20 protein-coding genes are annotated in these 24666 nt (G+C 68.4%); 7 read left to right on the forward strand and 13 right to left on the reverse strand.

Features of this window, described 5'->3' with window-relative positions; all coding sequences use genetic code 11:
* The first annotated feature begins 384 nt into the window (after positions 1 to 384).
* Both ACZ5GH_RS25240 and ACZ5GH_RS25245 read left to right on the forward strand, forming a co-directional pair.
* Positions 385 to 7599: an RHS repeat-associated core domain-containing protein gene (locus ACZ5GH_RS25240; protein WP_464335295.1), complete on the forward strand. Its 7215-nt coding sequence runs from the start codon at positions 385 to 387 to the stop codon at positions 7597 to 7599.
* 4 nt (positions 7600 to 7603) lie between these two features.
* The gene (locus tag ACZ5GH_RS25245) at positions 7604 to 7990 is read left to right on the forward strand and encodes a DUF5958 family protein (RefSeq protein WP_464335296.1); all 387 of its coding nucleotides are present in this window, start codon (positions 7604 to 7606) and stop codon (positions 7988 to 7990) included.
* A 136-nt stretch (positions 7991 to 8126) separates the two neighbouring features.
* On the opposite strand, the gene ACZ5GH_RS25250 is transcribed toward ACZ5GH_RS25245, so the two are convergent.
* The 5 genes from ACZ5GH_RS25250 to ACZ5GH_RS25270 all read right to left on the reverse strand — a co-directional run bounded on the left by ACZ5GH_RS25250 (position 8127) and on the right by ACZ5GH_RS25270 (position 12707).
* The gene (locus ACZ5GH_RS25250; protein WP_464335297.1) at positions 8127 to 9395 is read right to left on the reverse strand and encodes a tyrosine-type recombinase/integrase; all 1269 of its coding nucleotides are present in this window, start codon (positions 9393 to 9395) and stop codon (positions 8127 to 8129) included.
* The gene (locus tag ACZ5GH_RS25255) at positions 9392 to 9577 is read right to left on the reverse strand and encodes a helix-turn-helix domain-containing protein (RefSeq protein WP_078967997.1); all 186 of its coding nucleotides are present in this window, start codon (positions 9575 to 9577) and stop codon (positions 9392 to 9394) included. The genes ACZ5GH_RS25250 and ACZ5GH_RS25255 overlap by 4 nt, the downstream gene beginning before the upstream one ends.
* The gene (locus ACZ5GH_RS25260; RefSeq protein WP_464335298.1) at positions 9570 to 10916 is read right to left on the reverse strand and encodes a replication initiator; all 1347 of its coding nucleotides are present in this window, start codon (positions 10914 to 10916) and stop codon (positions 9570 to 9572) included. Before ACZ5GH_RS25260 ends, ACZ5GH_RS25255 begins: the two co-directional genes overlap by 8 nt.
* A gap of 136 nt (positions 10917 to 11052) precedes the next feature.
* Positions 11053 to 12381, reverse strand: a complete 1329-nt coding sequence (locus tag ACZ5GH_RS25265) for an FtsK/SpoIIIE domain-containing protein (protein WP_464335299.1) — start codon at positions 12379 to 12381, stop codon at positions 11053 to 11055.
* Positions 12381 to 12707 (reverse strand): SCO3933 family regulatory protein, encoded by a 327-nt coding sequence (locus ACZ5GH_RS25270; RefSeq protein ID WP_464336866.1) that lies wholly within the window; start codon positions 12705 to 12707, stop codon positions 12381 to 12383. The genes ACZ5GH_RS25265 and ACZ5GH_RS25270 overlap by 1 nt, the downstream gene beginning before the upstream one ends.
* A 256-nt stretch (positions 12708 to 12963) precedes the next feature.
* Here ACZ5GH_RS25270 and ACZ5GH_RS25275 point away from each other — a divergent pair, with 256 nt between their 5' ends.
* Positions 12964 to 13809 carry a GntR family transcriptional regulator gene (locus ACZ5GH_RS25275; protein ID WP_464335300.1) on the forward strand — a complete coding sequence of 282 codons (846 nt, stop codon included), beginning with the start codon at positions 12964 to 12966 and terminating at the stop codon, positions 13807 to 13809.
* A gap of 70 nt (positions 13810 to 13879) precedes the next feature.
* On the opposite strand, the gene ACZ5GH_RS25280 is transcribed toward ACZ5GH_RS25275, so the two are convergent.
* Positions 13880 to 14602: a GntR family transcriptional regulator gene (locus tag ACZ5GH_RS25280; RefSeq protein ID WP_043409952.1), complete on the reverse strand. Its 723-nt coding sequence runs from the start codon at positions 14600 to 14602 to the stop codon at positions 13880 to 13882.
* Positions 14603 to 14757: 155 nt separating this feature from the next.
* On the opposite strand from ACZ5GH_RS25280, the gene ACZ5GH_RS25285 reads away from it, so the two are divergent.
* From ACZ5GH_RS25285 to ACZ5GH_RS25295, 3 genes are all read left to right on the forward strand, one after another.
* Positions 14758 to 14955, forward strand: a complete 198-nt coding sequence (locus ACZ5GH_RS25285) for a hypothetical protein (protein WP_339152252.1) — start codon at positions 14758 to 14760, stop codon at positions 14953 to 14955.
* A complete protein-coding gene (locus tag ACZ5GH_RS25290) occupies positions 14952 to 15182 on the forward strand; it encodes a DUF7848 domain-containing protein (RefSeq protein WP_464335301.1) in 231 nt (76 codons plus the stop codon). The genes ACZ5GH_RS25285 and ACZ5GH_RS25290 overlap by 4 nt, the downstream gene beginning before the upstream one ends.
* A 707-nt stretch (positions 15183 to 15889) precedes the next feature.
* Positions 15890 to 16303: a DNA/RNA non-specific endonuclease gene (locus ACZ5GH_RS25295; RefSeq protein ID WP_464335302.1), complete on the forward strand. Its 414-nt coding sequence runs from the start codon at positions 15890 to 15892 to the stop codon at positions 16301 to 16303.
* Positions 16304 to 16455: 152 nt separating this feature from the next.
* Here the strand turns inward: ACZ5GH_RS25295 and ACZ5GH_RS25300 are convergent, their stop codons facing one another.
* The 7 genes from ACZ5GH_RS25300 to ACZ5GH_RS25330 form a co-directional block, all read right to left on the reverse strand.
* Positions 16456 to 16929 carry a DUF5959 family protein gene (locus tag ACZ5GH_RS25300; RefSeq protein ID WP_464335303.1) on the reverse strand — a complete coding sequence of 158 codons (474 nt, stop codon included), beginning with the start codon at positions 16927 to 16929 and terminating at the stop codon, positions 16456 to 16458.
* Between the two features lie 197 nt (positions 16930 to 17126).
* Positions 17127 to 18455: a tyrosine-type recombinase/integrase gene (locus ACZ5GH_RS25305; protein ID WP_464335304.1), complete on the reverse strand. Its 1329-nt coding sequence runs from the start codon at positions 18453 to 18455 to the stop codon at positions 17127 to 17129.
* Entirely contained in the window at positions 18455 to 18664 is a 210-nt protein-coding gene (locus ACZ5GH_RS25310; RefSeq protein WP_464335305.1) for a helix-turn-helix domain-containing protein, read from the reverse strand. The genes ACZ5GH_RS25305 and ACZ5GH_RS25310 overlap by 1 nt, the downstream gene beginning before the upstream one ends.
* Positions 18664 to 20109 carry a replication initiator gene (locus ACZ5GH_RS25315; protein WP_464335306.1) on the reverse strand — a complete coding sequence of 482 codons (1446 nt, stop codon included), beginning with the start codon at positions 20107 to 20109 and terminating at the stop codon, positions 18664 to 18666. Before ACZ5GH_RS25315 ends, ACZ5GH_RS25310 begins: the two co-directional genes overlap by 1 nt.
* A 141-nt stretch (positions 20110 to 20250) precedes the next feature.
* The gene (locus ACZ5GH_RS25320; RefSeq protein WP_464335307.1) at positions 20251 to 21003 is read right to left on the reverse strand and encodes a DUF2637 domain-containing protein; all 753 of its coding nucleotides are present in this window, start codon (positions 21001 to 21003) and stop codon (positions 20251 to 20253) included.
* Positions 21004 to 21044: 41 nt separating this feature from the next.
* The gene (locus ACZ5GH_RS25325) at positions 21045 to 22439 is read right to left on the reverse strand and encodes an FtsK/SpoIIIE domain-containing protein (protein ID WP_464335308.1); all 1395 of its coding nucleotides are present in this window, start codon (positions 22437 to 22439) and stop codon (positions 21045 to 21047) included.
* Between the two features lie 34 nt (positions 22440 to 22473).
* Positions 22474 to 22806: an SCO3933 family regulatory protein gene (locus ACZ5GH_RS25330; RefSeq protein ID WP_464335309.1), complete on the reverse strand. Its 333-nt coding sequence runs from the start codon at positions 22804 to 22806 to the stop codon at positions 22474 to 22476.
* 187 nt (positions 22807 to 22993) lie between these two features.
* Between ACZ5GH_RS25330 and ACZ5GH_RS25335 the strand changes: the two genes are divergently transcribed.
* A complete protein-coding gene (locus tag ACZ5GH_RS25335) occupies positions 22994 to 24079 on the forward strand; it encodes a GntR family transcriptional regulator (protein WP_464335310.1) in 1086 nt (361 codons plus the stop codon).
* Positions 24080 to 24666 lie beyond the last annotated feature (587 nt).

Here is a 24666-nt window from a genome sequence, read left to right on the forward strand (position 1 = left end):
CGCCTGGAAATGGAAGGAGATGGAGGATGTGACCTTGTCATGAAGCCCCCCTCGGCATTGGTGATGTGAGCAGAGATCGGTCGCACGCTGCCTTCACATTTGCTGCGCTGTCAAAGCGTTTTGTCGACAAGGTGTCCGAGTTGTCGGGGGTGGTAGCGCATTGCTCTGTGGGTGACATTGATCACATGATGAGCTTTTACTTCTTTCCTACCTTCGATCGGTCGTACGCGCCTAAGGTGCCGGGGCCTGGGCCGGTTCCGTTGGCCCGATCCAAGCTCTGACGATCTGTGGGGGGATCAGTTGTCTCGTTCTGTCCGCCTGTTCACCCGTCCGCGAAGTTTGCGGGTGGCCGTGGTGGCGGCTCTGGCCGTCACCATGTCCGTGGTGACACTCCCTTCGGTGGAGGCGGTCGCCCAAGCGGCCGCCCCGCCGGAGGTGTGGGTGCCGCCGAACACTCCGGTACCGGACGCCCGGCCGGTGAAGGGGGCCGACGGCAAGCCTGCCGGTCACACACCGGACTTTGGCAAGAAGTGGACGCCACCGGCCGACTCCAGCCCGCCGGCCGGCCGAGCCACCGCTGTCCTCGGCGGCGCGGGGGCCAACGCGGCCATGGCACCGTCGGCGGCTGACGCGACGCCGACCTCCGTGCCCGTCCAGGCCGGTTCGCTGCCGGTCTGGATCGCTCCGGCACCCGGCGGGAAGCCGGCCGCTCTCGCGGCACCGTCGGCCCAGGAGGCCACGCCGGCGCTCCAACTCCCAGCGCTCCAGATCGAACTGGCGGACCGGGCCCGGACCGACGCCGCAGGTGTGAACGGCGCCCTGTTGGGCGTTACCGACACAGGTGAGGGCGCTCAGGCCGGTCGCGTCCAGGTGGGAATCGACATCCAGGCCTGGGCGAGGAACGCCGGGGCCAACTGGGCCTCACGGGCCCGGATCGTCCAGCTGCCCGGCTGCGCGCTGACGACTCCGGGGGCCGCGGGCTGCAACACGCGCACCCCGGTGCCGTCGCGCCGGGACGGTCCGACCGGACGCCTGGTGGCCGAGGTCGACGTTTCCCAGCCGACCATCCCCGCCGCCGCCAAGTCCTTCGCCTCCGGGGCCTCCGGGGGTCCGGCCATCGTCTCTCCCACGGTGGCGCTCGCCGTCGAGGCGGACGTCAAGGGCGGAGACGGTGACTTCACCGCCTCGCCGATCACCCCGTCGGCCTCCTGGCAGGCCGGCGCCAACGCGGGCAACTTCACCTACGGCTACACCGCCGAGCTGCCCTCCGCGCTGGCCGGCCCGGCTCCCGACGTCTCGCTCGGATACGACTCCTCCGCCGTGGACGGCAAGACCGCGTCCACCAATGCCCAGCCGTCCTGGATCGGAGAGGGTTGGGACTGGCACCCGGGCTCCATCGTCCGCGCCTACAAGAGCTGCAAGGACGCGGGGATCGACAAGTCGGGCGACCAGTGCTGGGGCGGCGACCTGCTCCAGCTCTCGCTCGCGGGCCACGCGGGTCAGCTGGTCAAGGACGGCAAGTCCTGCGACTGGCACCTGCAGGGCGAGGACGGCACCAAGGTCGAGCGGCTGACCGGCCAGAACAACGGCGCCTGGAACGGCGAGGCCTGGCGGATCACCACCACTGAGGGCACCCAGTACTACTTCGGTGCCAACCACCTGCCCGGTGGCGACGGCAGCGACCAAGCCAGCAACTCGGTCTCCACTGTGCCGATCTACTGGCCCGGCGGCCAGGACCCGTGCCTGAAGGCCGGCTCCCCGGCCACCGGTAGCTGGAACCAGATGGGCTGGCAGTGGTCGCTGGACTACGTCGTCGATCCGCACCAGAACCTGATCACCTACCGGTACGAGCAGGAGCAGAACTTCTACGCCCGGGGAGGCGGCCAGAACAACGGCAGCGGCACCCGGACGCAGTACCAGCGGGCGAGCTACCCGACCTGGGTCGGCTACGGACAGCGCCTGCCCGACCAGATCGCCGCCAAGGGCAAGGCCAATCCGGCCGCCCAGGTGTGGTTCCGCACCGCCGAGCGCTGCCTGCCGGGCGAGGGCTTCAGCTGCGACCCGTCCCTGCGGACCAAGGACAACGCCAAGCGCTGGCCGGACACCCCGATCGACCAGAACTGCGAGGCGACCGGTGACTGCACCGTCTACTCGCCGACCTTCTGGACCACCAAGCGCCTGACGAAGATCGACACCGAGGTCTGGGACGGTACCAAATACCGCCCGGTCGACTCCTATGCCCTGAACCAGTCCTTCCAGGACCCGGGCGACGGCACCTCGCCGTCGCTCTGGCTGGACTCGATCCAGCGCACCGGCACCAACAACCGCACGCCCCTCACCCTGCCGGCGGTGTACTTCGAGCCGTTGCCGATCGCCAACCGCGTCGCGGGCCAGATCGTCAAGCCGGACGGCACCTCGGCCTCGATCGAGCCGTACAAGCGCCCGCGCATCAAGAAGATCACCACCGAGACCGGTGGCCTGATCAACGTCGTCTACCGGCCCGCCGAATGCTCGCGCGAGGCCGGCGGGAAGATGCCGGCGTCCGAGGACAGCAACACGATGGCCTGCATGCCGGTCAAGTGGTACCTGCCCGGGCAGAGCGCGTCGGACCCGGTCAACGACTGGTTCAACAAGATCATCGTGCAGTCGGTCACCCAGGAGGACTCGGTCGCCGGTGGCCAGCCCGCGGTCGTCACCAACTACGAGTACGGTGGCGGCGCGGCCTGGCACCGTAACGACTCCGAGATGGCCAACGCCAAGACCCGCACCTGGGACCAGTTCCGCGGGTACGCGACGGTCACCACCCGCAGCGGTAGCGGCAGCGACGTCGAGGCGCCCCGCACCAAGTCCGTCGCGACCTTCCTGCGTGGCATGGACGGCGACGTCCTTGCGGACGGGACGGCCCGGCAGGTGTCCGTGACGGACGTGCACGGCGGCACCATCAAGGACGAGAACGTCCTGGCCGGCTTCATCCGTGACTCCGCCAACTACACCGGTGACAACGGCGAGGTGCTGTCCACCGTGGTCACCGATCCGTGGCTCGGTCCGATCACGGCCACCCGCAGCCAGTCCGGTGGCATGCCGGACGTCACCGCCCGGGCCGTCAACGCCTTGAAGGTGACCAACCGCGAGAAGTTGGCCAACGGCGGCTGGCGCACCCGTGAGCGCTCCACCACGTACGACTCGACCTCGCTCGCCCGGCCGTTGACGGTCTACGACAACGGTGACGTCGCCCACCCCGAGCAGCTGCTCTGCACCTCCTTCGAGTACGCCACCGGACCCGGTGACGTGCCGACGCAGCTGGCCTCGCGCACCCTGGTCCTCAGGGGTGCCTGCGGCCAGACCGCGACCAAGGACAACACGGTCGCCGACACCCGCAACTACTTCGACGGCATGGCGCTCGGCCAGTCCGGAACGAAGTCCGAGCAGACCTCGAACGAGGTCCTGGAGCGCTACGACGCGGCTGGCAAGCCGGTCTACCGGACCACAGCCCGGGCGAGCTTCGACACCTACGGCCGGGTCACCAGCACCGTCGACCCGACCCGTACCGACGCCACTCACCCGACCGGCGCAGAGACCAAAACCGCCTACTCCCCGGCCACCGGCCAGCTGCCCACCCAGGTGACCCACACCAACCCGATGGGCTGGCAGACCGTCAGCACTCTCGACGTGGGCCGCGGCTCCGCGCTCAAGATCAAGGACGAGAACGGCCGGATCAGCGAGCAGGAGTTCGACTCCCTCGGCCGCGCTGTGGCGGGTTGGAGTCCCGGCAACGAGCGGGCGAAGTTCCCGGACCGTCCGAACCGCAAGTTCTCCTACTCGGTGAACGGTTCCAAGGCGCCTTCGCAGGTCCTCAGCCAGGCGCTGATGGGCGACCTGAAGACGTACACGTCCAGCTTCACGATCTACGACGGTATGGGTCGGGTCCGCCAGACGCAGGCCAGCACTCCCTCGGGTGCCACCGGGCGCATGATCACCGACGCGCTGTTCGACTCGCACGGCTGGCAGATCAAGACCAGCGCCGCCTACTACAACGACCAGGCGCAGCCCAGCGGTCAGCTCTTCCTACCCAACGGCGGAGTCAACCCGGACGGGAAGATCCCGTCCCAGACCGTCAAGAAGTACGACGGCATCGGCCGGGTGACCGACTCGGTCTTCCAGTCCTACGGTGTCGAGCAGTGGCGCACCCACGCGGACTACCTCGGCGCCGACGAGGTCCGCTCCACGCCGCCGGCCGGCGGCTACGCCACCGCGACCGTGTCGGATGCCCGTGGCCAGACGGTAGCGCTGCGTCAGTACAAGGCCAACACCCCGGCCGGTGCGTACGACGAGACCACCTACGGCTACACGTCGGAGGGCAAGGAGGCCTGGCGCAAGGACGCGGCGGGCAACCTCTGGACGTACGAGTACGACCTGCTGGGCCGGCCGGTGAAGTCCACCGACCCGGACTCCGGCACCGGGACGACGGTGTACGACGACAGCAAGAACCTCGTCACGGTCACCGATTCCCGGGGCAGGAGCGCTACCAGCGTCACCGACCTGCTCGGCCGCAACGTCGCGGCCTACGAGGGCACGGCGGTCGACCCGACCAAGCAGGTTGCCGTCTGGACCTACGACTCCCTGGCCAAGGGCAAGCCGACCTCCTCGACCCGCTACGTGGGCGGGGCGGCCGGAGGTGCCTACACGTCGGAGATCACCGGCTACGACATCGGGTACCGCGAGCTCGGTACCAGGACCACCATCCCGGCAGCAGAACAGGGCCTCGCCGGCGTCTACCAGACCGACAACACCTACGATGCCGCGGGCCGGTTGAGGACGACGCTGCTGCCGGACGTCGCCGGTATGGGCCGAGAGGAACTGACCTTCGCCACTGACACCATGGGCCAGTTCGCGGCGCTGTCCAGCTCCTTCGGGGCCGAATCCACGACCTTCGTGGCCGATGTCCGCTACGACCCGTACGGCCGGCCGTACCGCACCACGATGGGCCGCGCCGGGGCCCAGGTCGTTGCCACCATGCTGTTCGACGATGCCACCGGTCGGGTGACGCGTTCGATCCTGGACAAGCAGACCGCCGTGACGGCTCACGTCGACTCGGTCGACTACACCTACAACCCGCTGGGCCAGGTCACTTCTTCGCGCAACGCTCAGGACGGCCAGGTCGCCGACCTGCAGTGCTTCACCCACGACTACCTCGGGAGGCTCACCCAGGCCTGGACCGACTCCGGGACCCAGACCACCAAGCCGCAGCCGAGCGTTCCCGGTGTCGGAGCCTGCACCAACGCCGACGGGCCGTCCGTGAGCGGCGGCAAGCCGAGCACCGGCGGACCCGCCCCGTACTGGCAGCAGTACGAGTACGACCTCATCGGCAACCGTACGAAGCTGGTCCAGAAGGACGTCACCGGTGACACCACCAAGGACGTCACCACCACCCAGATTTTCGGCACCGGCCCCAACACCCCGTCCACCGACCCCAAGACGGGTGGCGGCACGGGCGGCCCGCATGCGTTGATGAAGTCCACCCAGACCGGCCCGGCCGGCACCGCGGTGACCTCATACACCTATGACGCGGCGGGCAACACCACCTCGATCACCGACACCCCGGGCACCAGGACGCTGGCCTGGAACGCCCAGGGCAAGCTGGACCAGATCAGCGGCACCGGCCAGAGCGGCGCGACCAGCTACCTCTACGACCTGTCGGGCAACCAGCTGATCCGTCGCGAGGGCGACAAGACCACGCTCAACCTGGGGGCAGACCAGATCACCCTGGACACCACCACCAAGGTCGTCACCAACGTCCGCAGCTACGCGGCGCCCAACGGCCTCTCCATCACGCGCACCACGACCAACGGGACGTCGAAGCTGGCGTACCAGGGTGCGGACCCGCACGGCACCAACGGCGTCCAGTTCGACGCGACGACCCTCACCCACGTCCGCCGCCCCACCGACCCGTTCGGCAACGAGCGCGGCACTCAGCCCGCCGCGGGCATCTGGGCCGGAGACAAGGGCTTTGTCGGCGGTACCAAGGAGAAGTCGACCGGCTTCACCCTCCTCGGTGCCCGCGAGTACGACCCCAAGACCGGTCGCTTCATCAGCCCCGACCCCATCACGGTCGCAGGCGATCCCCAGCAGTGGAACGCCTACGCGTACGCCAACAACAGCCCGGTCAACAAGTCGGACGCCAACGGCCTGAGGCCTACCTGCGACACGCCGGCCGAGTGCGGCGGCCTCGCGGCCGTCATGGACAACGGTCACGGCGAGTCCTTCATCACCCCCGCGAGTTGGTCACCCCCCGGCGTGGCTCCGGTGCCTCAGCCCACGAAGGAGGAGCGGGCGGCAGGCCAGGCGCTCGAAACCGCACACAAGAACGTCAACGAGAGCAAGCGCAAGCGCGACGAGCTCGTACACAAGGTGGTCGACATCGTCGGCGACCTGATCGGCTTCAACGACGCCCGCGACTGCTTCACCAAGGGCGACGTGGTGGGCTGCATCAACACGGCCCTCAACGTAGTGCCCTGGGGCAAGATCGCCCAGGCCGTCAAGGCCGGGCTCAAGGCTTTCAAGATCTACAAGGAGATCGAGAAGGTCTACACCGCCATCCGCTCCGGCGAACGCGCTGCCAAGGAAGCCGAAGCCGCGTACGTCACCGCCACGACGGCGGCGGCTGAAGCCAGAGCAGCCGAAAGGGCGGCAGCCAAGGCGGCGGAAGAAAAAGCGGCAAAGGAAACAGCAACCGACGCGGCGGGAACAGAGTCCAAAGCAGCCAAGGCCGAGGCGGACTCACCCAGCCTTGAGAAGTGCAATAGCTTCCCAGCTACGACGCTGGTTCTGATGGCGGACGGCAGCGCCAAGCCCATCGGTGATGTTCGTGACGGCGACGTGGTCATGGCGACCGATCCACAGACCGGCGAAACCCGTCCCGAGACCGTCACGACCACCATCACCACCCCCGATGACAAGGACTTCACCGACCTCACCCTCACCGACGACGCCAGCCCCCGCGGCCCGCCGGCCGACGACCAGGCGAAGATCACCTCCACCTACCACCACCCCTACTGGAGCGAAACCCGCCAGCAGTGGGTCGACGCCGGCGAACTCACCCCCGGCGAACAGCTCCGCCAGCCCGACGGCACCACCCTCACCATCCAGTCCGTCCACAACTACCCGTACGCCGTCACCACCCACAACCTCACCGTCGAACAGCTCCACACGTACTATGTGCTGGCGGGGCAGACTCCGGTCCTGGTTCACAACTCCAACGGGTGGTGTGGACCTGGCCTGAGAACGGCATCGGAATCTGGTATCAGCCCGAATGATGCAAAGCGAATTCAGAATGCCGCCGACAAGGCGGGGCAGCCAATCATCGTGGTCGGAAGCCGCGCAAACGGAACCCCCAACCCGACGTCAGACTGGGACTACATCCTGTCTGGCCCGTCCAGAACTCGTCACAGCGTCAAGAATTCGCTGCCAAGAGGGACGGGTGATGGTGAAGGGAGCGGGCGCGGTCGAGACTTCTGGCAAAGCTATAATCCGAACCGCCCCGACTACGCAGAGCTGGATCGGAATAGGCCGTATGTCGTATTCGAGCCCCGGAGCAGGTGAGGACTTGAGAGCATCAGAGCGCGTCATCAACGAGGTCGCTCAAGGGCTCCGCGCCCTGGACGATGCTGTGGCCTGGTTCTCTTCGTTGGAACAGGCGCAGCAGAAGGCGGTACTGCACGAGGTTGTTCGTTACGCCATGCAGGCTCATGCAACGGTGAACGACGCGCGTGAGGGGCTACCGCGCTCAGGCGTCAAGCCGACCATGACCCCGGCAGTGCTGATTGTCCGGGAACCGATTCTCGAACAGATGGGGAAGATCATAAACCTGCCCCCCGGTGAGTACGTGAAATCATTTCGCGTCCTCTTGTCTATGTTCGCGGTAGCTGACACGCGACGAAGAGAAACGGAGTGCCGAGGAACTTGTAGCCACGCCTGGCACAACCTGTCGTAAGCGCCGACGCCACCGGCGCACCGAGGGGTAGATTGCCAAGGGTTTCAGAGTTCACTTGGGCGCACATTGGGAGCCCCCGCCGAGTCGGTAATCGGCGGGGGCTCTCGGGCGTTTGACGGCAACGCTGACGGCAACGTCAGCGGACGAGCGTTGCGGCAGGCAGTTCGTCAGGGGGTTCCTCGGCGTGGCCGAGGACGCCGCTCAGGGAGCCGATGGCTTGGCGTTGGAGGCGGAGCCGGACGTGGGCGTAGACGCCGGCGGTGACGCCGATGTGGGCGTGGCCGAGGAGTTCCTTGATGACGACGAGGTCCACGCCCTGCTCCAGGAGAAGGGTCGCGGTTGAGTGCCGGAGGTCGTGGAAGCGGATGCGGCGGAGTCTGGCCCGGTCGAGGAAGCTACGGAAGCGACGGGTGAGGTTGGCAGGGTCGAGAGGTCCACCGGTCGGCGTGGTGAAGACCAGGCCACTGCCCTTCCAGTCCGAGCCGACAGCCTGGCGCTCCATGTCCTGCCGCTCCTTGTGTTCCTTGAGGGAATGGAGGCATTCGGTCGGGAGGGCGATGCGGCGTTCGGACGCTCGGGTCTTGGTGGGCAGATGTGTGAGACCGCCGGTGCGGGTGCGCTGGAGCGAGCGCCGGATGCTGGCCGCTCCGGTGGTGAGGTCGAGGTCTTCCCAGTGGAGGCCGAGGAGTTCGCCCTTGCGGAGGCCAGTGCGGAGGGCGAGTTCGTACAGCGCCTGGAGCCGGTCGGCGCGGGCGGCGTCGAGGAACTGGCGGGCCTCGGCTGCGGTGAAGGGCCGGAAACGCGTCGGCCGGGGTGCGGTGGTCTTGACGTTCCGGGCGACGTTACGGGGCAGCTCGTCTTCACGAACGGCGTCTTCCAGTGCCGACTTGAGCACCGAGTGCACGTAGATCACGGTCGAGGGAGACAGCCGCTTCTGGCAGCACTCGCCGATGGCGCAGCACGCCTCCCGCTCGGCGTCCAGGCCCTGGGCGCAGCATTGGCAGGTCGTGCGGAGCCGGTCGAGGAAGGTGCGGACGTCCTTGGCGGTGAGGCGCGCGACCTTCTTGGTGCCGAGTCCGGGGATGAGGTGGAGGCGGACGCAGGCCGCGTAGCGGGTGTGGGTGTTCTCCCGAAGCCGGTGGACGGCGACGCTGCCGAGCCAGTAGGTGAGGTAGTCGCCGACGGTGCTGTCGGCGGTGGCGACAGGGAGACAGCGGTTGCTGTTGGCGATCTTCTCGGCGAGTTTGTCGGCGGCTTCTCTCCGCGTGCTGCCGTAGACGCGGATGCGTTTGCGGGTGCCGTCGGCGGCGAGGACGTAGCCGGCGGCTTCCCAGCGGCCGTCCTTGCGTTGGTAGATGGTGCCTTCACCGTTGGCGCGTGCCTTCTTGCGCTTGGGGGCGGTCATCGGGAGGCCTCTTCCAGGTGGCGCTGGACGTAGTCGTCCAGCGCGTGGGCGGGGATGCGGCGGGCGCGGCCGATGGTCAGCGAGGCCAGGCGGCGGGTGCGCAGCAGGTCGTACAGGGCGGAGCGGCCGATCTTGAGACGGGCCATCGCCTCGGGGACGGTGAGGAGTTCGTCATCACGCACTGGTTGTCACCTCCTGCTCGCGCGTCGGGCCGCCGCCAATGAGGGCGGCGAGGCGTTCGAGGTCGGGGGTGAGGCCGGTGCCGTCGTAGGCCCAGTGTGCGAGGACGAGGGTGGTCGGTGAGGGCGGAGGGGTGTGGCGGCGTTGCCAGGCGGTTCGGGCGGCCCGGAGGGCGCTGAGGGTGGTGGAGTAGGCGCGGGTCTTGGTGGAGAAGTGGCCGCGGAAGCCGAGCATGTGGGCCCACTTGCGCAGGTTCAGGTGCTTGAGGTCGTCGCGGGCGCCGAGGGCCCAGGCGGTGCGGATCATGCGGGCGGCGTGCTCGGGTACCGACTCGAACCAGAGGTCGGTGATCCTCTTCAGCCGGTGGTCGAGGGTGCCGGTCGCCGTTTCGGTGCCCTTGGTGGCGTACTTGGCGACGTATCCGGCGACCTTGCCCTCGGTGATCGTGTTCCCGGCCTGGAAGGCCGTGGACCGGATGATCCTCGTGTCGATCTGCTTGCCGAAGACGAAGGCGCGGGCCCGGCCGTTGACCTCCGGCCCGTCGATGCGGGCGCGGGTGGCCGAGATCCGAATGGCATTGGCCAGTAGGTCGGGTGTGGCCCAGGCGGGTGGTGGGGTGTAGGGGCCTGCGGGGCCGTCGAGGCGGATGACGGCGTGGAAGTGGATCAGTCCGCGCTGCTGGTACTCGGCGACCTTGGCGTACGAGACCCGGACGACTTTGGAGAGCAGGCGTTGCGGGACACCAGCTGCGGCGGCGATGGTGCGGCGCAGGTGGAGCATGAAGCGGGCCCACAGGGCCGGGGCATGGGCGTTCCACAGCACGGCGCCGGTGTAGTCGTAGCGCTCCGGGTCGAGCGCGGTGCCGAGGAGCGGGTCGCCCTTGGTGTGGGTGCGTCCGCAACGGCAGCGGGCGGAGCCGCCCACGCGTCGCCCGTGCACGGGTCCGTATGACGGTGCGGTGAGGGTGGCGAAGACACGGGGATGGGTGGCGACCTGGTCGGGGATGTTCTTGCCGCCGCGCAGGCCGGCGGCGATGAGCTGGTAGGTGTCCTGACGGTAGAGCTCGGCGCAGGAGGGGCAGCGGGTGATGCGGCGGTTGCCGCAGCGGACCAGAAGGTGCCCGGCGGGCAGTTCCTTGGATTTCAGTTCGCGCAGGATCTCGCCTGTGAAGGCGTCGATCTCGGTGCGCTGGCCTTCGAGCCGGATCGGCTGGGCGCACCCGCCGAGCGAGGACAGCTGCCGTACCAGGCCGAGCAGGTCGCGGTACCCGGTGAACGTGGGCAGCGCGGCTGTGGCGGGTTCGGGGCGGGGGATTGTTGTGGTCGGGTCGCGCGGTGGCATGCTGGCGGGACCTCTCTGCACTGCGGCACACACGTGTGCCGTGGATGGATGGGAGGGAGGCCCCGGCAGGGGCGAGGGTTTGGCGACTACACGCCCTTGCCGGGGATCACTGCGAAACGGGACCAGGAGGAGGCGGTCACGCCGCCTTGCCCAGGTCAACGCGGTCGGGCAGCTCGCGGACCTTGAACCCTTCGGCGCACATGAGGTCGTTGATCTGCCAGCAGGCTTCGGTGGGCAGGTAGACCGAGCGCAGCCGGACGGGGGTGCGCATGTCACCGACGGAGGCGATGGACACGCCCTGGGGCATGGTGCGGTCGGCGGCGGTGATGTCCAGGTCCCGGCCGTCGGGGAAGAGGTGCAGGAAGTCCTCGATGGTGTCGACGCGGTGGCAGATCCGGGCGGACAGGTTGGTGCGTACGGCGGTGGTGAGCACGTCGGCGGAGGGTTTCTGGGTGAGCAGCCACAGCCGGATACCGAACTTGGCGCCCTGGCTGGCGATGGCCAGCAACTCGGCCTCGAAGCGTTCGCGGGCCTTGCGGTCGGGGTGGCGGGTGTAGTTCGCGACCTCGTCGATCACCACGAGCAGCAGCGGCAGTTCGGGGCTGAAGTCGGTGATGCGGTCTGTACGGCCGGACCAGAACAGCCGCTCGCGGCGCTGCATCTCCTCGCGCACCCAGCGCAGGATCTCGGTCGGCTCGTCTGGGTGAATGGCGTCGGAGACCTTGTAGGCGGTACGCCACCAGGGCGCGACCGCACCGAGGTTGGGATCGATCACGATCAGCCGCACGTCCCGCATGAGCGAGGCGTAGGCGAGGAGGGTGTTGACGGTGATCGATTTGCCGGAGCGGGTGAGGCCGGCGACGAGGGCGTGGGCGGAATAGGCGAGGTTAAGCACGATGGGGGTGCCGTCCTCATCCCAGCCGAGCAGCACATCATCGGTGGAGACGAACTGCCCCGGCCGGCAGACCGGGGAGCCGTCCGGGCCGAGCAGTGGTGAGCGGATCACCGCCTCTAGCGGCTCACGCCGAAACCCCCGCGCGACGATCACTCCGGGCTTGGGCTGACTGATCCGGATGCGACGCATCCCCCAGGCATCACACAGGCCCTCGCCGGCGTCCTGCCAGGCGCTGAGCCCGACCTGCGGCAGGGCATCGGCGGTGACGGTGACGCCGAAGGCGTCGGCGCGGGTGCGCAGGCCCGGCACCAGCACGCGCGGCTTGGTCGGTTGTTCCTGCGGGGCGTACTGCTGGAGCACGGTCGGGGTGGCGTCCTTGACCGCCAGGCCCAGCATCGGGGCGAGCCGCTTCCAGCCCCACCGCATCCGCCGCGCCTGCCGCAGACTGACCCGGGTCTCGGTATCGGCCCGGTACCAGCGGGTGAAGCAGTACCCGGCCCAGCCCAGCAGCCCGAGCACGCCGAGGCCGACCACGGCCAGGAGCGCGAGTCCGAGGGAGTTCCCGGTCATCAGGCACCGGCCTTGGCGGTGATCGCGTCGGCGCGCAGGGAGATGCCGTGGCGGTCCTTGCCGTTGATCTCGTTCTCCCAGGCCGACGCGACCAGGCCGGTGAAGACGACCGGCAGGCCGACCTTCAGGCCCTTGCCGAGACCCGGCTCCGGGACTTTCACGGTGATCACTTCGGCGCGGCCGTTGAAGGCGAACATCACGTCCACCAGGTGCAGGTGGGCGCCGGTAGCCCGGTCGATCGCGGGCTGCTGGCCGTCGCGGTCCTTGAAGTGCGGCCGGGACTCGGAGGCCAGGATCAGCATGGCCTGGGACTGGTCGATGGGCATGGTCTTCACGGCAAATCTCCAGGTAGAGGGGTGCAAGTCACCCGTGCGGGTGATCGTGTGCCGCAACCATACATTCATTCCATCCGAAGTCCATCCCTATTGAGTTCCATCCGTTCTTGCGGTGGTCCATCCATCAGGCGGCTACCCTGACCCCGTGAGGCCGCTGAACTGGTGAAACACGACAGCCAGCAAGCGGTCCGCGGGTGGAATCGGACTGGGACCAGGGATGGGCATGGCTGCTGCTGACGAAGCGCGCTTGACGTTCGAACGCATCGCCGACGACCTGCGGCAGCAGATCAGGGACGGCGCCTTGCGTCCCGGCCAGCTCCTGCCGACGCAGAGCCAGCTCATGCAGACCTACAAGGCATCGAGCCTGACCGTGCAGAAGGCGATCCGGCTGCTCAGGAACGAGGGCTGGGTCATCGCCCGCCAGGGGCGCGGCACATTCGTCACGCGCTCGGCCGACTTCGAGGACGCCTTCGAGAAGGTCGCCGGCGATCTCCAGCAGCAGATCTACTCCGGCACCCTGGCCCCCGGCGCCAGGCTCCCGGCCCGCGAGGTCCTGGCGGAGCACTACGCGGTGCCGCTCAACGTGGTCACCAACGCCATCGCCCTGCTGGCCGGCAACTTCCTCTTGCGCTACCCCGGCGAACTGCCCGGCGACGAGGTCTACGTACGGGACTGGGGCGACCACGGCTTTGCCACCCAGCTCATCCACGGCCGCCTGGTCCGCAAGATCAGAGACGGCTCACTGGCCAGGGGGGCCAGGGTCACCGTGGACGAGGTGGTCGACACGATCGGCGGCGACCCGGAATCCGCCGACCAAGCCCTGACCTTCCTCACCCTGGAAGGCAGGATGAAGAAGGCCCACCAGCGCAACGGCTCGATGGCGTACGTCGTCGTGGGAGGCGAGTTCGGCACAGAGGTGCCGGTCACGGTCCAGCCGGTGGCCGAGCCGGACGAACCGTCGACCGCCCCGCAGAAGGAGTTCCCGGCGGCTGCCGGAGTAGCGGATCTCGCCTACAAGCTGGAACGAGCCCTGGAGCGGATCGAGGAGCTGGAGGAGCGCGTCGAACGCCTCGAAGGCCGCGACGCGGACTGAGGCAGGCACGTGAACGACAGCGTCCCCGAAGGCCGCAGGCTGGCATTCGGGGACGCTCCGTGTGGATCGGTCAGGGCTGGTACTCGTAGCCGATGGTGAACCGGGGCGGCAGGCACCACTCCCCGTACTCGATGATCCCCTCCGCGTCCGACCAGCGGTGGGCGCCGGCCAGGATCGGGGAGCCGACCGGCAGCCCCAGTGCGCTCGCCTCGCGGGCGTCGGCGGGGCGGGCGTGCATGTCGTCGCGGGCGTGGGTGATCGTGCGCCCGGTGGCTTCCAGGACTCGGGCGGACAGTCCGTGGTTGCGGCCCGGGGCGGTGTTCAGCAGGTCCGGTACGAGGGCGGCGAACGGGGCCGGGTACCAGGTGACCGCGAACACGGTCCGGGTCTTGCCCCGTCCCGCCAACCACTCACGCCGCACCACCTGATCCCCGGCCTCCAGGTCGAAGATCTCCGCCACATACAGCGGCGGGATGATCAGCTCGGCGGCCGTCACCCGGCTTGTCTCGCCCTCGGCCAGGAATGACTTCACCCGCTGGACCCGGGCCAGCCGGTCCCGCGCCGACAGCGTCCAGCGCGGGTCATCGGCGACGTAGGTGCCCCGGGGGGTGGTGCGGATGAAGTTCTCCACCTGGAGAGCCTGCAACGCGCGGGAGACCGTGGCGGCTGCGGCCTGCCACTGACCGGCGATCTCCCGGTTCGTCGGCAGCTTGGCGCCCGGCTCAAGCTCACCCGACAGGATGCGCTCCCGGAAGTGATCCGCGATCTTCGTAAACGTCTTGGGACTGGGCATAAGGCGTGCCCCTCCGTTGAGTTGACGTGATGTCAGTGAGAGCACACTAGTGCACTACGAACCGTAGCGGGAGTGCTTCGGCCACTCGAATACTGAACTAGATCACCGACCTGTCAAGAGGTCGGCCATGTGACGTTCGAGAGGTGGCGATGTGCATGACGGAGCCGACCAGGTACTCCACCCAGCCGGTCGAACTCCCCTTGCGCCTGGACCCGGACCCGGCACCCGTCGAGGGCTGCGCGGGCTGCGCCGAACTGGCCAACGTACGCGACCGGGCCCGCGCGGTCGGAGACATGACCACCGTCAGCGACTGCAACGTCTACATGCGACGCCACCCCGAGGGTCACCAGTGAGCCCCCGCGCCGTCTACCGGCACATCGCCCACACCATCCGCCACGCCCCTGAAGGCGGCATCACCTACGAGGCGTTCTGCACCGCTGCCAACTGCGACGCCGAATTCGGCCCCCACGACGAGCAAGAAGCCGCACAGGACTGGGCACTCCGCCACACCGGACGCACCGGCCACAACCTGTTCAGACGCGTCGTCACCGACCACGCCAAGGTCACGCGAGCCGAATAGAACCACCACCGCCAGCCTGAACAGGACCCACAACCCGCAGACCATCGCCCCAGGTCAGCAGCCAGCCGGACGCTCGGCAACCGACCACGGCGTACCCCGAAGCGGGATGCGTCCAAACTTTCTCTACGTCTTCAAGGCGACCCGCTGACGCGGGTCGCGCGCGGCACGGCCGCCCACCCGGCCCGCTCTCGGCTCCGCCACCGCGGGCCGGCCAGCGACCAGGCCGCGCAAAGACAGCACAGCGGACGAACGGAAGCGCGGAGAAAGCCGGACGCGCCAGCACGGCGAGCGCCAGGCCGACGGTGAAGCGACGGCGGGGGGTTGGCCGGGGCGTAGGCCCGGGGGTGGGGCCGGTCGGCTCCGTGGGCTTTACCCACCTCCCCGGGCCGGGGCCCGCGTCGGGCATGGCCAGGGGGCCACTCGTTCAAATTCCGGGCCGGTCCAAAGCCTGCCCGAGTTGCCGGGCCAGCGTACGGCCCCCTGACCATGCCCGACCCCAACCCGGGCAGGACACCGGCCAAAGCCCACTCCACCGCCCTCATGTGCGTAGCCGTCTGACGGCAACGCCGACGGCAACAGAGGCGCACAGCACGGCACTTCCATGCACACCCACGGACAGGCCGGAATTCGCTGACCAGCGAAAATGCAGGTGACGCCCGCCCGGCGAGCACACGTACTATGTGCTCGCAGGGGCCACTCCGGTCCTGGTGCATAACTGCGGCGAAATCGATTACGGAAGTATCGACGCTGATGGGCGACGTTCCGGAATAGTTGCAGAAGTTACGCCGCAAATGGTCGGCACTGGAGATAAAGCATCGACCAGGATGCGGCCGCCAGGTTTCGTAAGTGGTGCCAACGGTGATGCACGTGGGCATCTTCTTCCGAAGGCGCTGGGCGGATCAGGAAATACGCCGGAAAACTTCGTCAGGACGACAGCCGCCATCGATAACGGTCCCATGAACGAGTTCGAGAAGGAAGTTGCCGAATACGTCTCAAAGGGTAATACCATTATGTATTCGGCGACGCCGCACTACCGCCCAGGAAGCAATATTCCATTTGCTGTGTCAATTGAGGCATTCGATGATACAGGATGGTTTATGGGTAGGACGTTCATGCAATAGCGGCAACTGGTGATGGATGCGGCTGGCCCAGTGGCTATGGGGGGCTCATCCGAATCGCGAACCGATAAATGACGTACGGGCAGAGCTTTCATCAAAGCTCTGCCCGTACGTTTCTCGGCTAGTCGAAGCCTGTTGACTTCGAAGTGAGTCGTTCAGTGGCGCCATTCGTAAGTGCCTGGTGACGTCTTCAGCACCTCGCTTGGCCAATTTCGCACCACCTCGCGGAGGTGCTCGCGCTGTTCCTCGATCCATCCGTCATCCAGGACGATCGGGATGGTTGCCAATGAGCCCGAGCCGGACGCGTCCTCGATAAAAACTGCTGGGACATCGCAAGCATCGCTGGGCAAATCGATCCTAATTGCTGGGCCATTGCCACTGTCCAGCCATTCGACATTCTGACCCGCACTGAGGGCGTCAAGCGCCAGAGACCACTCCTCCAGATCCGAGAGATAGAAGCAGATACTGAGGCGCCCTCTAATGAAGCTGCTCTCCACGATGATCTCCGCATCAAGCAAGTCGTGCACCGGCAGGACCCCGGGTCCTCGCCGGCCCAGAACGTGCACGCGGACGCTGTTGTCCCCGTCCGACAGTTTGATCAAATCCATGTTGTCATCCTGATATTTCATAACCGTCTACAGTTTCGCATTCACTATGATCATCTGCCGGTAGCGCGTCCGAGGGGGCGGCGCGGTCGGCTTCATCGGACGCGCGCCCCCTGAGTTCTCTGGCGCGACAGCCGGGGCAATAGTGGTTGCACAGAGTTCATTCTGGCAGGGCCACCGCGGTTTTGTGGACGGTCTGACGGCAGTAGTTGACGGCAACGTCAGCGGACGACGGCTGCACAAAGCGGCGGCTCGTCGCCGTCGTCGGGTTGGCTGACGGTCTCTGCGGGATCGCGGAGGGCGCGCCCGAGGAGGTCTATGGCATCGCGCTGCAGGCGGAGCCGGACGTGTGCGTAGACGGTGGCGGTGACGCCGATGTGGGCGTGGCCGAGGAGTTCCTTGATGACGACGAGTTCGATGCCCTGTTCCAGGAGGAGGGTCGCGGTCGAGTGCCTCAGGTCGTGGAACCGGATCGCCCTCAGGCGGGAGCGACGGAGGAGCGCGTTGAAGTGGCGGGTGAGGGTGGCGGGTTCGATGGGGTGGCCGTCCGGGCGGGTGAAGACGAGGCCGTTGTCCATCCACTCTGCGCCGGCTTGCTCCTTCTCGCGGGCCTGCCGGTCACGGTGTGCGCGGAGCGAGGCGAGGCAAGGGGCTGGGAGAGCGATGCGGCGTTCCGAGCTGATCGTCTTGGTCGGCAGGATGGTCAGGCCGCCGGTACGTGTGCGCTGAAGCGTGCGGCGGATGCTGGCGGTCCCGGCGACGAGATCGAGGTCTTCCCAGCGCAGGCCGAGGAGTTCGCCCTTGCGGAGTCCGGTGCGGAGGGCGAGTTCGAACAGGGCGTACAGGCGGTCGCCCTGCGCGGCGGCGAGGAAGGTGCGGGCCTCGTCGGCAGTGAGCGGGTTGAAGCGGCGTGGCCGGGGCGTCCCGGTGCGGACGTTTCGGGCGACGTTGCGCGGGATCTCCTCCTCCCGGACAGCGTGCTCCAACGCGGACTTGAGGACGGAGTGGATGTAGGCGAGCGTCAGCGGGGAGAGGTACTTGCGGCAGCACTTCCCGATGGCGCAGCAGCGCGGTCGGCGGCCGGCCGGGGCGTCGGGCTTGCGGCGGGCGTCGATGCCGCGTGCGCAGCACTGGCAGACGGTCCGCAGTCCGTTCAGCCAGGTGCGCACGTCCTTCGCCGCGAGCTTGGCAAGCTTCTTCTTGCCCAGGCCGGGGATGAGGTACTGGGTGACGCACGCGGTGTAGCGGGTGTGGGTGGTCTCGCGGAGCTGGTGGACGGCGACCGCCTCCAGCCAGTACGTCAGGTAGGCGGCCAGGCTGCCCTGGGCGGAGACCGCGGGGACGCCGCGGTTGCTGGTGGCGATCTTCTCGGTGAGTTTGGCGAGGGCTTCCTTGCGGGTGGTGCCGTAGACACGGACGCGCTTGCGGGTGTCGCCGGGGGCGAGGACGTAGCCGGCGGCTTCCCAGCGGCCGTCTTTGCGCTGGTAGACGGTGCCGTCGCCGTTGGCGCGGACGCGGCGGGATGCGGGGGTGTCGCGGGGTGTGGTCATCAGGCGGCGTCCTGTTCGAGTCGGGTGCGGATGAAGTCGGTGAGGGCGTGGGTGGGGATGCGGCGGGCGCGGCCGAGGGTGATGGAGGCGAGTTCCCGGGTGCGGAGCAGGTCGTAGACGGCGGAGCGGCCGAGCTGGAGGCGGGCCATGACCTGGGGGACCGTCAGTAGGTCTTCGCCCGTGCTTGGAACCGTGAGCACCGTGGTCATCAGCAGCCGCCCTCTGCGGTGAACTGCCGTTCCAGTTCTCTGCGGTGCCAGACGGTGGCGGCGAGGAGTTCCGCGCCGGGGCTGTAGCCCGAGCCGTGGTAGGCCCAGTGGCCGATGACGAGGGTTGTGCTCGGGTCGAGGTCGGGCAGGCCGGCGTGTGTGCGGGCCTGTTCGGTGCGCCAGTTGCGGCGGTCGTCGCGCAGTTGGCCGAGGGCGACGGAGTAGCAGCGGGACTTGGTGGAGAAGTGGCCTCGGAAGCCGAGCATGTGCGCCCACTTCCAGAGCTTGAGCGCTTCGAACTCTGGGCGTTTGCCCAGTTCCCAGCAGGTGCGGATCATCTGGCGCACGTGGCGTTCGACGGCGAGGCGGGGCAGGGGGCGGGCTTGTCCGGTGCCGCCGCAGGCGGTGCACGTGAGCGGGGTTCCGTGTGCGGTCAGGGTCATGCCGCGTCCCTGGCAGGGGCGGCAGAACAGGGCGCGGTCGAGAGCGCCGGATGAGTCGGCGGACTTGGTGGCGTACTTGGCCACGTAGGCGGCGACCGCGTGATCGGTGAGTTCGGCGTCGGTGCCGAAGGCGGCGATCTCGCGTACGTCGAGCTGTTCGCCCCAGGTGAGTTCGCGTTCCCCGACGGCGTCCGAGACGACGCTGACCGAGACGCGGGCGGCGGCGGCCCGGATGGCGTCGGCGAGCAGGGTCACGGTGGCGGACGGTGGTGGGGGCTGGGTGCTGCCGTCCGGGCCGTCAAGGCGGATCACGGCGTGGAAGTGGACCAGGCCGCGCTTCTGGTACTCGGCGACCTTGGCGAAGGAGACGCGCAGCACCGCGCGGGCCGCTTTCTGGGTCAGGCCGAGCCGGGCGGCGATCTCACGGCGCAGGTAGATGGTGAAGCGCGCCCACAGGGCTCCGGCGTGGGCGTTGAACAGCACCGCGCCCGGGTAGTCGTAGGTCTTCGGGTCCAGCGGCGTGCTGAGCAGCGCATCTGCGGCTTCGTGGCGCTTGCCGCAGCGGCAGGGCCGGAGAACACCGCCCGTGTCGGTGGGGCGGTTGTGGACGGGGCCGAAGGACGGCGCGGTGAGTGTGGCGAACACGCGGGGGTGGGCGCGGACGGTGTCCGGCACGTTCTTGCCTCCGGTCAGGCCAGCCCGGATCAGTTGGAACGTGTCGGCGGCGTAGACGCGGGAGCAGGCTGGGCAGCGCGAGGCGCGGCGGTTGCCGCAGGACGTCAGCAGGCTGCCCGTGGGTTCATCGGCGGTGTTGTAGGAGCGCAGTACCTCACCGGTTGCCGTGTCGATGGTGGTGGTCTGGCCGAGCAGGCGCACGGGTTCGGTGCAGCCGCCGAGGCGGTCGATCTGCTGGTGCGCGCGGTCGAAGTCGGGCAGGTTGACCAGGTGGATCAGGTCTCGCAGGGCGGGGCTTGCCACGTGGCGCAGGTCCAGGGCGACCATGTCGGGGCGTGTCCCTTCTGTCGGGTGGGGTGGCCCCGAGCAGCTACCAGCCAGTCAGGAAGGCGCGTTGGTGCTGCTCGGGGCGTGGGAAGCCGAGCCCGGTCGGGTGGGGTCGGTTAGGTGGGGAAGGGGCCGGCGGGCTCAGGCGGAGAGCTGAGCGTGTGCGGCGGTGGCCAGCGGCAGCGTGACGCCCAGGCGGGCCTTGAGCTGACCGGGCGTGATGTGCTCGCCCTGTTCGGCGTGATGCGTCTCGGCGATGCGCCGGGCAGCGATCAGCAGGGCCTCAGGGACGGCCGGGAGAGCGGCGGACGCGGTCCTCCTGGCCGGCACGGAAGCAGGCTCAGGCTCAGCGGCGAGGATCACAGCCGGGGCAGGCGCCGGCCCGGAGGACGGTACGCGGACGGGCTCCGGTGCGGGGTCGAGCGATGCGAGCGGGTTCGGCAGGTGTTCCACAGCCGGAACCGGGATGGGGTCCTCTGCTGGCTTCGGCGCGGTCAGGGTGTGGAAGTGGCGGAGGAACTGGGGGCCGACCTGGCCCCAACCGAGCAGCAGCAGCGGCGCGACCGCATCGACGGCGGCACGGCCGAAGTGCCCGGCCGCCAGGGGTTCGGCGATGTTCAGGGCCAGGGTCAGCAGGCCACACAGGTGCATCAGACGGGTTGCGGCCGTCAGCTCCTCTTGCGGGACGCCGCGCAGGGACAGCAGGCGCAGACCGACGAGGAGCCCGATCACGGACAGGTCAACCATGGGGGCGATCAGCGGCGCGACCGGGTGGGGCACCCCCAGGCGAAGGGCCAGTGCCCAGACGTTGCCGAAGGAGAACACGAACGCCAGCAGGGCGATGACCGCCATGACCACGGTCACGGTGCGCTGTGTGAGGCGATCTTCGGCCATCAGGCCAACTCTCCTTTCTTGATAGCGAGTTACACGAGTCGTCAGGCTGCTTTGGTCATCAGGGTGTCGGCGTTGTCGTCCATGAAGGCGGGCTTCCAGTCGACCGGGCCCGGGTAGACGTCGAGGTACGCGGCCGGGTCTTCGGTCAGGTGGGCGGTGTTGTCGGCGACCCGGGCCGCGTCGGCGTCGGACACGTACGGGGTGCGCACGCGGGTGAAGCCCGGGCGGCCCTGCACTCCCATGGAGGCCACCCCGACGTAGGCCGGGTCCTGGAGGTTAACCGGGTTCGCGTCCGGCCAGTTGCGAATGTCGTCCCCGAGCGCGGCCACGGAGGCTTCCGCCGTCTTCTGCGCGAAGGACAGCCCCAACGGGCACACGTCCCGGATGAACGTCGGGATCGCGTCGCCGGTCGCCTTCTGGGTGGCCAGGATGACCATGATCCCGACGCTGCGGCCCTTCTTCACCAGGTCCTCGACGAGCCGGGCGTTCTCCGCCGAAAGGGCCGCCAGCTTCTTCGTCTCGGCGTCGTTGCCCTTGTACTCACGGAAGTAGGTGTGCGCGTCGTCGATGATCAGGATCGTCAGCGGCCAGATGCGGGACGGCCCGACGTGCCACATGTTCTTCACGCCCAGCACGGGGCGGATGGACGAGGACCGGCCCCGCCGCAGCTTCACCATGCGCTTGAACAGCGCGTTGGCCTCCGCCAGATCGTCACCCGCGAAGGCGAACAGGCGGGGCGTCAGATCTGCGTAGTCCCCTTCGTGGGCGGTGGAGACCTTGCCGTCCGCCACGGCGAACTGCACCGCGTCGGAGGGCGCCAGGTCGCAGACGAGCTTGTTGATCAGCGACGTCTTCCCGAAGCCGGGCAGGCCGGCCACGGTCACACCGGGAACGTTCGCCAGCGGCAGGCTCACGTCGTCGGCGTACTCGTCCAGCCCCAGCCCCCACATGTCCAGGCTCCCCGGCACCATTCCCGTGGGGACGTGCTCGGTCGGCGTGATGAGCGGGTCCAGGCGCACGGCCCGGATCACCACCCGCCCAGGGCCATCCGGCAGCACGGACACCCGCGTGCAGCGCCAGGCGTCAGCGAGGAAGCGCGCCGAACGCTGGAACTCCTCCAGCCCCACCTTCGGCAGGCACTTGGCCCGCACCACCACCCCGAACCGGTCCGGCCTCACCTTGATGCGCGGCACAAGGACACGGGGTTTCGGGGTCTCGCCCTCACGGCTGACCAGCTCGGCGAGGAAGGTCGGAGTTCGGTCGGTCACCGACAGTCCGGCCATCTTCGCCAGACGCTCCCAGCCGAACCGGATGCGTACACCCTGGCGGATGCTGGCCCTCGTCTCACGGTCCACCCGCAGGTAGCGCACGAGAGTTACCAGGAGCCAGATCACGGTGAGGGCAACGGCGCCCCACAGCAGCAGATCGGGGTTCACTTCACGCCTCTCACGTTGTCGATGGATCCGCTGGTCACTTGACGAGCTCCAACTTGGCCGCGCGGTAGGCGATGCCGTCCGAGAGCTGACCGTTGAAGACCCGTGCCCACGGGGTGGCGAACAGGTCTACCGGCCGCACCATCACGCCCGGCTTGAGCCCGGCCGGAATTCCGGACTGCGCGACGGTGATCTTCAGGATGTCCGCCCGCCCGTCCTCCATGAGCATCACGGTGACCGTGTACAGGTGCTCGCCCGTCTCGCGGTCGGTGGCGACCTCGCCGGTCTGCGGGTCCTTGATCTTCAGCGTGGCCTCGGTGCCCGCCATGCAGACGGCAGACGGCAGCAGCCCAACGCGAATCCTGGCCATGGCCATAGGAGTTCCCCTCACTCGGCCGGCGTTTCCGACCTGCCATGACCATAGCGCCACACCCGCACACTCGCAACGGTCGCACGCACGCCAAGGCGATACGCCCGATACAGATGGGGTCGCTGCACCCGCTACGGGCGAGCGCACGGGCGTGTCATCCGTGCGGAACCGCCGCTACCCTCGGTGTATGACGTTGCCGCTCGAAGAGGACCCCCGGCCGCCGTACCTCCAGGCCGCCGACGTGCTGCGTGCCGAGATCCTCGAAGAGCGGATTCGGCCCGGCGAGAAGCTCCCCTCCACGCGCACGCTCCAGGAGCGGTACGGGATCGCCAGCTCAACCGTCCAGAACGCCCTGCGGGTACTCAAGGGCGAAGGGCTCATCTACTCCGTCCAAGGACGCGGCAGCTACGTCCGCAGCCACGAGAAGGAGTACCGGGAGAAGGCCCTGTTGGAGGAGCTCCAGCAGATCGCCGACCAGGCCAAGGCGGAGCGGGAGCAGGCCAACGGCCGTACGCAGGAAGCCTCCACCGGTTCCGGGGCCGACCAGCCGCCCGTGCTCCAGGCGATCTGGGCCATTCGCGAAGCGATCCTTGACGGACGCTTGAAGTTCGAGGACACGATCCCCGAACCCATCAGGCTTCAGCTGATGTTCGCGACCGACAGCGAAACCGTCGAACGGGCCCTGCGGCACCTCACGAACGAGCGCCTCGTCTACCGCGGACCCCGAGGCACTCTCATCGTTGGCCTCATCGGCGGGCGCCATGACCTTCGGCGCACGATGCTCGCGCGAGAGCGCGTCGAGGCCCTACGGCGTGCGGCCGAACGCGAGGGAGAAACCCTGGCCGACGACTACACACTCGATGAGCCGCTGGAAGAGGACTCGCGACCGCCCTACATCCAGGTCGCCGACATCCTGCGCCGGGAGATCCTCGACGGCGAGCTGACCCCAGGCAGCCAACTGCCGGCCGCGCGAGCTCTCCAGGAGCGTTTCGGGGTCGCAAGCTCGACCGTCCAGAACGCCCTGCGTCTCCTCAAGGGCGAGGGTCTGATCTACTCCGTCCTCGGACGGGGTAGCTACGTCCGCAAGACGCAGGCGGGCAAGGCCCCGGAACCTGACGCACCAGTCGAACGTGTCAAGGAGCCCCGGACAGCAGAGGACGATGCCGAGGAGGTCATCCGCCTGCGGCAGCAGGTGGCACAGCTCCAGAAGACGCGCCACCAACTGGAAGCCGAAGTCAGCCGCCTGACCAAGGAACTTGAGCAGCGAGGGTAAGTCAGGGCAAGGACGAGCGAGGCCGATGGTTCAGCTGTCGAGCTGTTCAGAGTTTCTTTACTGGATCAAGGCGGCCCGCTGTCGCGGGCCGCGCGCGCTCCGGCCCGGCGGGGCCGCCGCCCGCTCCTGTCTCCGCCCCGCTCAGCGGCACCCCCGCCCGTCCGGGCGCGCAACACCAGCGAGAGCAACGCAGTCCGCAGGGCTCTACCTCAACCCTTGCCCTCCCTCCGAGGGACCGGGGGCCGAGCACCGGTGCGGCACCGTCGTGGTGAGAGGTCGCGGGTCACGGGTCGTACCCCTCGCCGGCCGGTCCCCGGAGGCGTACCAGGAACCCCCGGGGGCCGCCAAGGCCGAGCGCCAGCGTCACGGTGTGAGCCTTGGCGGCCCCCGGAGAACCCTGGTCCGGCGAAGCTGCCCGACCGACGAGGGACCCGTCCCGCTCAGGCCCGCAGCCTGCCGAAGGCTCCGGCGCCTCGCCGCTCCAGTAGCCGTGTGCCCGACGCTACGCGGGGCGGTGGGTCACCGTCCTGGGTGGGTATCTGCCGGGAGAGCTCGGTCAGTTCGCCCACCAGGCGTACCGTGGCGCT

It is taken from the genome of Kitasatospora sp. Xyl93, from assembly GCF_055383135.1.